An 8,876-nucleotide genomic window follows, 5' to 3' on the forward strand; every position below is an offset into this window, starting at 1 on the left:
CCGCTGGGCGCGGCTGCGCCGGCGGTCCCTGACGGCGGCCCTGTGCGGCCTGCTGGCGGTGCTCGCGCTCACGCCGCCGGTGCGGGCGGCGGTCGTCGACTGGTTCGACTTCGGCGGGGTCGAGGTGCGCTACGACCCCTCGGCGGTGCCGTCGCCGGGTGCCCGGGTGCCGGGCTGCGGGCGTTCGCTGTCGCTCGGGCAGGCGGCGGACCGGGCCGGGTTCGAGCCGCTGGTGCCGGGCGCGTTGGGGACGCCGGACGCGGTGACGGTGGCCGGGGAGGCTCGGGAGCGGTCGGTGCTCGGACTGTGCTGGCGGGAGCACGGGCGGACGGTCCGGCTCGACGAGTTCCGGGCGGAGCTGGACCCCACGTTCGTGAAGACGGTGCGCGAGCAGCCGCTGTGGGTGCCGCTGGGCGGGCCCCCGTCGGCGGGCGGCGAGGTCGAGTACGCCCTGTGGTTCGCGCGGCCCCACCGGCTGAGCGTGCGGCTGGTGGGCGAGGCCGGGCACACCTTCACGGCGCAGGGCAGGACGGCGGGACCGACGCTGCTGTGGACCCGCCTCACCGCGGGAGCGGGCCGGGTGACGCTGCGGCTGGAGGGTGTGGCGTCGCGGGCGGAGGCGGTACGGATCGCCCGGTCGCTCACGGGGCCGGGCGCGGCCTCGCCGCGACCGGGACCGTGAGAGGAACCGACGCCCGTGAGACGGGAACCTCGGCGGCCCGGGCGGTGTACCAGAAGTGACACGCGGCTCGGAGACGGGCCGCACGGGTGGCGCTCGGGTTGGGGGTTCGGATGCGGGGAGTCAAATGCGGCAGGCTGCGGGGCACGTGGCGTCGACTCGCGGGCGTGGCTGGGGCGTTGCTCGCGGCCTGTGCCCTGCTGCTGTGGGGAGCGGCGCCCATGGCGTCCGCCGGTGGGCCGACGAGCGTGCTCCTGGTGGCACCGGGGAGCCGGCGGACGGCGGCGCTGTACAACTCCGACCGGGAGTACGCGGCGTTGGAGAGGCTGCTCGGCACCCCGGCCGGCGGCTCACGGGAGCAGCCGCCGGAGGCGGACCTCATGGCGGCCGATCAGATCAACGTCACCTGGATGGTCCATGACGTGATGCCGTGGCGCCTGGACCGGGTCCATCGGATGGCCCGCGGAAAGGACGTGTGGGTCCGCAGGACCCAGGACGTCGAGCAGCAGACGAACGGCACCTGGTACCGGGTCGCCCGTCCGGCCGAGCTGCGTGCCCTCTTCGACCACCTGGGCCTGTCGGGCGGGCCGACGGCGACACCGGGAGCGGACGGCGGCATGCAGGCCGCCCCCCAGGATCCTGCCGCCGGACCTGAGGCGGCGGCCTCGGCACCGCCCGCCCGGGCGTCGTCCGGACCGGGTGCCGGTACGGGGTGGTGGTGGGCCGTGCCGGGCGCGGTGGCCGGCGCGGTGCTGGCGCTGGGCCTGCGCCCGGTCGTCGGCAGGCGGCCCTGGGACCGTCTGCGCGGTGAGCCGGGGCCGCGCCAGGAGCTGCGGGACGTATGACCGCCGAGGCGGGCCATCGGACAGGGAGGCGAGTGATGGGGGCGACGAAGGCGGGCCGCAAAGGGCGGCGCCGGTGGGGTGCGAGCGGCGCGGGGCGAATCGTGGGCGTGGCCCTCGTCCTGGCGTCGGGCGCACTGCTCAGCGGGCCCGCCGCGGCGGCCTCGGAGACACCGGTGCGGGAGAAGGGCGATCCCGATGTGGCGGTGGTCATCGAGGGCACCGGCGGGCGGACGACGGCGCTGCACTCCGGCGACCGGGACTTCGCCCGGCTGTGGCAGCTGTTCCAGCCCGCCTCTGTGGGGACGGAGCGGGTGCCCCAGGAGTGGGTCGAGGGGCACCACCCGCCGGTCCGGCTCACCGTGATCTGGGGGCTGACGGGCGTCGGCGGCTGGCCGCAGACGGACCGGGCGCCCGGCGGGGATGTCGCCCTGCGGCGGCAGGACCAGCTGATCGTGGCCGGCGACGGCACCCCCTGGGTGCGCTCGGACCCGGCGCCGGACGTCCAGGACGACGACATCCGCTGGCATCGCGCGCCGCGGTCCGTCTTCGAACGGCTGGAGCGGGGACGGCTGCTCGACGGGGCTCAGGGCGCCCCGGCCACGGGAGACCCCGCGGAGGCGGTCGCCGGGGAGCGGTCCGGGCCGGGTCCGGATGAGGTCCGGTGGGCGGTGGCGGGGCTCGCCGTCGGTCTCGCGGCCGGCGCAGGCGGGGCCGCGCTGATATGCCGCGCGGCGGCCCGACGGAGAGCCGGACCGCCGCGGGAGGAGCCACGCCAGGAGCTGATCGACCTGGACCGGTGAGGCACCGGGCGGGTCGCCAGGGCGTCAGCCCAGGTCGATCTCCGGGTAGAGCGGGAAGCCGGCCACGAGGTCGGTCGCCCGGCGGGAGATCTCGTCCGAAACCTTCGCATCGAGGATGTGGGCGGCCTTGGAGGGGGCGCCCGACTTGGTGGTGCCCGGCTCGGTGGTGGTGAGGACGCGGTCGATGAGACCGGCGACCTCGTCCATCTCGGCGGTGCCCAGGCCCCGGGTGGTCAGCGCGGGGGTGCCGACGCGGATGCCGGAGGTGTACCAGGCTCCGTTGGGGTCGGCCGGAATGGCGTTGCGGTTGGTGACGATGCCCGAGTCGAGCAGGGCGGCCTCGGCCTGGCGGCCGGTGAGCCCGTAGGAGGTGGCGACGTCGATCAGGTTCAGGTGGTTGTCGGTGCCCCCGGTCACCAGGGTGGCGCCACGGCGCATCAGGCCCTCGGCGAGCGCGCGGGAGTTGTCGACGATGCGCTGGGCGTAGTCCTGGAAGGAGGGCCGGCGGGCCTCGGCGAGGGCGACGGCCTTGGCGGCCATGACGTGCGGGAGCGGGCCGCCGAGGACCATCGGGCAGCCGCGGTCGACCTGGTCCTTGAGGGAGTCGTCGCACAGGACCATGCCGCCGCGCGGGCCGCGCAGCGACTTGTGGGTCGTGGTGGTGACGATCTGGGCGTGCGGGACCGGGTCGAAGTCGCCGGTGAGGACCTTGCCGGCGACGAGGCCGGCGAAGTGGGCCATGTCGACCATGAGCGTGGCGCCGACCTCGTCGGCGATCTCGCGCATGATCCGGAAGTTCACCAGACGGGGGTAGGCGGAGTAGCCCGCGACGATGATCAGCGGCTTGAACGCGCGGGCCTGGGCGCGCAGCGCCTCGTAGTCGATGAGGCCGGTGGCCGGGTCGGTGCCGTAGGAGCGCTGGTCGAACATCTTGCCCGAGATGTTCGGGCGGAAGCCGTGCGTGAGGTGGCCGCCGGCGTCCAGGGACATGCCGAGCATGCGCTGGTTGCCGAAGGCCTGGCGCAGCTCGGCCCAGTCGGCCTCGCTGAGGTCGTTGACCTGGCGGGCGCCGGCCTTCTCCAGGAAGGGGGCCTCGACACGGTCGGCGAGGACGGCCCAGAAGGCGACCAGGTTGGCGTCGATGCCGGAGTGCGGCTGGACGTAGGCGTGCCGGGCGCCGAAGAGTTCGCGGGCGTGCTCGGCGGCGAGGGCCTCCACGGTGTCGACGTTGCGGCAGCCGGCGTAGAAGCGGCGGCCGACGGTGCCCTCGGCGTACTTGTCGCTGAACCAGTTGCCCATGGCCAGCAGGGTGGCCGGGGAGGCGTAGTTCTCGGAGGCGATCAGCTTGAGCATCTCGCGCTGGTCGGCGACCTCCTGGCCGATGGCGTCGGCGACGCGCGGCTCGACGGCGCGGATGACGTCGAGTGCGGCGCGGAACGCGGTGGACTCGGTGGAGAGGGGCTGCTGCTCTGGCATGGGGACCTCCGGACGGCGTGCGTTCAGCGTTCACGTTCGGCCCAGGCGCACGGCACTGTTTCCGCCGGGCCGCTTCCCGATGGTCCGTCCCATCCCAGCGCGCCAGTCACGGCCCGCTGATCAGCCTACCGGCCACGCCGGATGCGGGAGATCCCGCGTCCACCATGCGAGCGGCGATAGGAAGGGGTCACCGTCGTGTCCCCGTCGCATCCGGGAGAGCCCGTGACCGCCGCCGAGAAGCTCATCGCCGAGGAAGACGCGCACTGCGCGCCCACCTACCGCCCGCTGCCGGTCGTCGTTGCCACGGCCGAGGGGGCGTGGCTGACGGACGTGGCGGGGCGCCGCTATCTGGACCTGCTGGCCGGCTATTCGGCGCTGAACTTCGGGCACGGCAACCGGCGGCTGATCGAGGCGGCCAAGGCCCAGCTGGAGCGGGTGACGCTGACGTCGCGCGCCTTCCGTCACGACCGGTTCGCGGCGTTCTGCACCCAGCTGGCGGAGCTGTGCGGGATGGAGATGGTGCTGCCGGTGAACACCGGCGCGGAGGCGGTGGAGAGCGCGGTGAAGACCGCCCGGAAGTGGGGGTACCGGGTGAAGGGGGTGCCCGTGGAGATGGCGAAGATCGTCGTCGCGGGCGGCAACTTCCACGGGCGTACGACGACGATCGTCAGCTTCTCCACCGACCCCGAGGTCCGGGCCGACTTCGGGCCGTACACGCCCGGCTTCGAGATCGTGCCGTACGGGGACCTGACCGCGATGCGGTCGGCGCTGACGGAGAACACCGTGGCGGTGCTGCTGGAGCCGATCCAGGGCGAGTCGGGCGTGATCGTGCCGCCGGCCGGCTATCTCGCGGGGGTGCGGCAGCTGACCCGCGAGCGCAACGTGCTCTTCGTCGCCGACGAGATCCAGTCGGGCCTCGGCCGGACCGGGCGGACCTTCGCGTGCGAGCACGAGGGGGTGGTGCCGGACGTGTATGTGCTGGGCAAGGCCCTGGGCGGCGGCATCGTGCCGGTGTCGGCGGTGGTGTCGAGCGCCGAGGTGCTCGGGGTGTTCCGGCCGGGCGAGCACGGCTCGACGTTCGGCGGCAACCCCCTCGCGTGCGCGGTCGCGCTGGAGGTGATCGCGCTGCTGCGGACGGGCGAGTTCCAGGCGCGGGCCCGCGAGCTCGGCGCCCGTCTGCACGCGGAGTTGGGAGCGCTGCTCGGCACCGGCACGGTGACGGCGGTGCGCGGGCGCGGCCTGTGGGCCGGGGTGGACATCGCCCGCACGGTGGGCACCGCGCGGGAGGTGTCGGAGCGGCTGATGGACCGGGGCGTCCTGGTCAAGGACACCCACGGCATCACCCTCCGGATCGCGCCCCCGCTGGTCGTCTCCGAGGAGGACCTGGACTGGGGGCTCGCCCAACTGCGGGCGGTGCTCGGTGCCTAGAGGATCACGTGCGGCACGAAGCGTGCGTACTCGTCGGTGATCAGGCCCGAGGACTCGCGGATGCCCAGTCCGGCCGGTTCGCCGTGGACGACCCAGGCGCCGAGAACGGCGTGGTGGGTGTCGAAGGCCGGCAGGGGCGCCAACTGCTGGTAGCAGCAGGGCTCGTCGCGCAGGACGGCCTCGGTCCCCGGCCGGTGGACGGTGACGCCCTCGCCCTCGCGGCCGAGCAGGGGTTTGGCGACGTAGCCGTGGGTGGCGGCCAGCTCGCGGGGGCCGTCCAGGTAGGCGGGCAGGAGGTTCGGGTGGCCGGGGTGGAGCTCCCAGAGGAGGGCCAGCAGGGCCTTGTTGCTGAGCAGCATCTTCCAGGCGGGTTCGATCCACAGGGTGGTGCCGGTGCCGCCGCCGTTGTCGAGCGTGTCCAGGACGTGCCCGCCGAAGGCGTCGGTGGTGAGCCACTCCCAGGGGTAGAGCTTGAAGATGCCGCGGATGAAGCGGAGCCGGTTGTCGACGAAGCGGCCGGAGAGGGTGTCCCAGCCGATCTCCTCCATGGCGAGCCAGTCGGTGTCGAGGCCGGCCTGTTCGGCGGTCTCCTTCAGATAGGCGACGGTCATCAGGTCCTCGCCGAGTTCGTCGGCCGAGGAGTGCGCGAAGTGCAGGGGGCTGCCGGGCGGCAGGAGCGCGGCCTGTGCGCGCCATGCCTCGACCAGGCGCTCGTGCAGGGAGTTCCACTGGTCCGCGCCGGGGAAGCGGTCCTCCATCCAGAACCACTGGGGTGAGGCCGCCTCGACCAGGGAGGTCGGGGTGTCGGCGTTGTACTCGAGGAGTTTCGCCGGTCCGGTGCCGTCGTAGCGGAGGTCGAACCGGCCGTAGACGGACGGGAGTTCGGCGCGGCGGTGCCAGGACTCGGTGACCGCGGCCGCCACGCGCGGGTCGGTGATGCCGAGGTCGGCGAGGCGGTCCTTCGCCACGATGTGCTCGGCGGCCTCGAGGCACATCCGGTGCAGTTCCGCGACGGTCTCCTCCAGCGCCTCGACCTCCTCCAGGGAGAAGACGTAGTAGGCGCTCTCGTCCCAGTACGGGTGCAGCGAGCCGTCGGGGCGGCGGGTGAGGGGATAGATCAGCCCCTGCTCCTCGACGGTCTGCTGCCAGCCGGGGCGCGGTGTGATCGTGCGGCGTTCCACGGGCGCGTCAGCCGCCGGAGCTCTTGTGGCCGCCGCCGAAGCCGCCCCGGTGGACGCCGCCGCCCCCGGAGCCGTGGGAGCTCGTGCGGGGCTTGGTGAAGGAGCCGCCCCCCGCCCAGGAGCCCTTCTTCTTGCCGCCGTAGTACCAGGCGCCGTGCACCGTCGTCCCGGAGGACGTGCAGTTCTTGTCGGACACGACCCGGTAGCCCTTGCCGAGCTCATAACTGTCACGGTCGACGCAGCGCTTGTCGGGCTCCGAGGAACAGGCGGTGAGCGCGGCGGCCAGCAGGCCCATGCCGCCGAGGACCACCGTGCCGGAGCGCAGCCGCCGTTGGGTTTCGGCCATGTTCGTGTCCCCCGTGTCCGAGTGTCGTGCTGTCCGCGTCGCAGTGTGCGTCGGCGCGTGCGTCGGAGTGTGCGATGCGCGGCCAGCCTAGAGAAGGGTGAGAGCGCAGGCCACGGCGGGTGGGCGGGGCCGGCCCTGGCCTAGAGTCCCTTTGTGCTCTTCGGAATGGTGTGCGCCCTCGGCGCGGCGGTCTGCTTCGGCACCGCGACGGTGTTGCAGGCGGTCGCCGCCCGGGAGGCCGGCGCCGGCGGGGGCGGTGAGGCGGCGCTGCTGCTGCGCGCCCTGCGGCAGTGGCGCTACCTCGCCGGGCTGGCGCTGGACGGGCTGGGCTTCGTGTTCCAGATCGCCGCGCTGCGGTCGATCCCCATCTACGCGGTCGGCGCCGCCCTGGCGTCGAGTCTGGCGGTGACCGCGGTGGTCGCGGCGCGTCTGCTGCGGGTGCGGCTGAGCGGTACGGAGTGGGGTGCGGTGGCCGTGGTGTGCGCCGGGCTCGCGATGCTGGGACTCGCGTCCGGGCCGGAGGGGCACGAGGGCGGGTCGGACGCGTTGCGGTACGTGATGCTCGCGGTGGCCGTCGGGATGCTGCTGCTCGCGCTCGCGGGCGGCCGGCTGTCCGGGCGCGGCCGGGCGCTCGCGCTGGGGCTGGGGGCCGGTTTCGGCTTCGGGGTGGTGGAGGTGTCGGTCCGCCTGATCGACCGCCTCGCGCCGGCCGCCCTGCTCGCCGACCCGGCGGTCTACGCGCTGCTGATCGGCGGCGGCGCCGCCTTCATGCTGCTGACCTCGGCCCTGCGGCGCGGTTCGGTGACGACCGCGACGGCCGGACTGGTGATCGGAGAGACCATCGGCCCCGCCGCGGTGGGCGTGATCTGGCTGGGTGACCGCACCCGCGAGGGCCTGGCCTGGCTGGCGGTGCTCGGCTTCGTGGTGGCGGTGGCGGGCGCCCTGGCGCTGGCCCGCTTCGGGGAGGCACCGGCAGCGGAACCGGAGCGCACGGCGACGCCGGTCACCTGACGTCCGCGGCCACGGCGAGCGGCCGCGTCACGCGACCCCGGGCGCGGGGACGCCCGGCGCCCGGGCACACCCGAGACCCCGCCCTCACGGCAGCACCCTGCACAGCGCCCGCAGTGCACCCGTCCAGGCGCTGTCCGACGGTGTGCCGTAGCCCACGACCAGCGCGTCCAGCGGCTCCGTGACGGCCTGTGGATGCCGGTGGTACGAGAGGCCGTGCAGCGCCAGCCCCTGCCAGGCGGCGGCCTGGATCACGGTCTGCTCGGTGCCGGGCGGCAGGCGCAGCACCGCGTGCAGACCGGCGGCCACCCCGGTGACCCGCACGTCGGGCGCCTCGCCGGCCACGGCCGCGGCGAGGGCGTCACGGCGGCGCCGGTAGCGCAGTCGGCAGGACCGGACGTGCCGGTCGTACGCGCCCGAGGCGAGGAACTCGGCGAGGGTCAGCTGCTCCAGCACGCCCACGGTGTCGATGCCGCCCTTGGTGCGGACCACCTCCTCCACCAGGGAGGGCGGCAGCACCATCCAGCCCAGCCGCAGTCCGGGCGCGAGGGACTTGCTGGCGGTGCCGAGGTACACGACCCGCTCGGGGTCGAGCCCCTGGAGCGCGCCGACGGGCTGGCGGTCGTAGCGGAACTCGCCGTCGTAGTCGTCCTCCAGGATCAGTCCGCCGGTCCGCCGGGCCCAGTCCACGACGGCCGCCCGCCGGTCGGGGTGCAGGGGCGTGCCCATGGGGAACTGGTGGGCGGGGGTCAGCAGGACGGCCCCTTCACCGGTCAGCGGGCCCGGGTCCGTGCCCCGCGCGTCGTAGGGCAGCGCGGGGACGGCCAGTCCCGCGTCCCGCAGCTGCTCCCAGGCGGGTGGCAGCCCGTACGACTCCACCGCGACCACCGGCGCCCCGCGCCTGCGGAGCACCCTGCCAAGGATGCCCAGGGCGTGCGAGAAGCCCGCGGTGATCACGACGGTCTCCGGGGTGGCGTGGACGCCTCGCGCGCGGGCCAGGTACCCGGCGAGGGCGGTGCGCAGTTCGGGCCGGCCGCGCGGGTCGCCGTAGCCGAGGGCGTGGAAGGGGGCGGCGGCCAGGGCGCGGCGGGCGGCCTTGAGCCATTCGGTGCG

8 protein-coding genes, 1 pseudogene and 1 riboswitch are annotated in these 8,876 nt (G+C 74.6%); of the genes and pseudogenes, 5 read left to right on the forward strand and 4 right to left on the reverse strand.

The features are described 5' to 3' along the window. The 3 genes and pseudogenes from ACLU3S_RS33775 to ACLU3S_RS33785 all read left to right on the forward strand — a co-directional run. Positions 1-682, forward strand: a pseudogene (locus ACLU3S_RS33775) (hypothetical protein); the annotation flags it as partial. 164 nt (positions 683-846) lie between these two features. Continuing rightward, a complete protein-coding gene (locus ACLU3S_RS33780) occupies positions 847-1,524 on the forward strand; it encodes a hypothetical protein (protein WP_413955798.1) in 678 nt (225 codons plus the stop codon). A 35-nt stretch (positions 1,525-1,559) separates the two neighbouring features. Further along, on the forward strand, positions 1,560-2,324 hold the full coding sequence (locus ACLU3S_RS33785; protein ID WP_413955799.1) for a hypothetical protein: 765 nt from the start codon (positions 1,560-1,562) through the stop codon (positions 2,322-2,324). Between the two features lie 24 nt (positions 2,325-2,348). Here the strand turns inward: ACLU3S_RS33785 and ACLU3S_RS33790 are convergent, their stop codons facing one another. Continuing rightward, entirely contained in the window at positions 2,349-3,800 is a 1,452-nt protein-coding gene (locus tag ACLU3S_RS33790) for a glycine hydroxymethyltransferase (protein WP_413955800.1), read from the reverse strand. Between the two features lie 32 nt (positions 3,801-3,832). Beyond that, positions 3,833-3,920: riboswitch (ZMP/ZTP riboswitch) on the reverse strand. A 102-nt stretch (positions 3,921-4,022) separates the two neighbouring features. On the opposite strand from ACLU3S_RS33790, the gene rocD reads away from it, so the two are divergent. Next, on the forward strand, positions 4,023-5,228 hold the full coding sequence (gene rocD, locus ACLU3S_RS33795; RefSeq protein WP_413955801.1) for an ornithine--oxo-acid transaminase: 1,206 nt from the start codon (positions 4,023-4,025) through the stop codon (positions 5,226-5,228). Here the strand turns inward: rocD and ACLU3S_RS33800 are convergent. Further along, positions 5,225-6,409, reverse strand: a complete 1,185-nt coding sequence (locus ACLU3S_RS33800; protein WP_413955802.1) for a glutathionylspermidine synthase family protein — start codon at positions 6,407-6,409, stop codon at positions 5,225-5,227. The genes rocD and ACLU3S_RS33800 overlap by 4 nt on opposite strands. Positions 6,410-6,416: 7 nt before the next feature. Beyond that, positions 6,417-6,755: a hypothetical protein gene (locus tag ACLU3S_RS33805; RefSeq protein ID WP_413955803.1), complete on the reverse strand. Its 339-nt coding sequence runs from the start codon at positions 6,753-6,755 to the stop codon at positions 6,417-6,419. A gap of 165 nt (positions 6,756-6,920) precedes the next feature. Here ACLU3S_RS33805 and ACLU3S_RS33810 point away from each other — a divergent pair, with 165 nt between their 5' ends. Then, positions 6,921-7,766, forward strand: coding sequence for a DMT family transporter (locus ACLU3S_RS33810; RefSeq protein WP_413955805.1), 846 nt, complete (start codon positions 6,921-6,923; stop codon positions 7,764-7,766). 84 nt (positions 7,767-7,850) lie between these two features. Here ACLU3S_RS33810 and ACLU3S_RS33815 read toward each other — a convergent pair. Beyond that, the coding region (locus ACLU3S_RS33815) for a PLP-dependent aminotransferase family protein (protein ID WP_413955804.1) at positions 7,851-8,876 on the reverse strand (1,026 nt) is incomplete at its 5' end.

The sequence above is a fragment of the Streptomyces sp. AF1A genome, assembly GCF_047340315.1.
Classification (GTDB): Bacteria; Actinomycetota; Actinomycetes; order Streptomycetales; family Streptomycetaceae; genus Streptomyces.

Coding starts and splice junctions, on each gene's coding strand:
- ACLU3S_RS33785 (WP_413955799.1), top strand. CDS start 1,560: ATGGGGGCGACGAAGGCGGGCCGCAAAGGGCGGCGCCGGTGGGGTGCG.
- ACLU3S_RS33790 (WP_413955800.1), bottom strand. CDS start 3,800: ATGCCAGAGCAGCAGCCCCTCTCCACCGAGTCCACCGCGTTCCGCGCC.
- ACLU3S_RS33805 (WP_413955803.1), bottom strand. CDS start 6,755: ATGGCCGAAACCCAACGGCGGCTGCGCTCCGGCACGGTGGTCCTCGGC.
- ACLU3S_RS33810 (WP_413955805.1), top strand. CDS start 6,921: ATGGTGTGCGCCCTCGGCGCGGCGGTCTGCTTCGGCACCGCGACGGTG.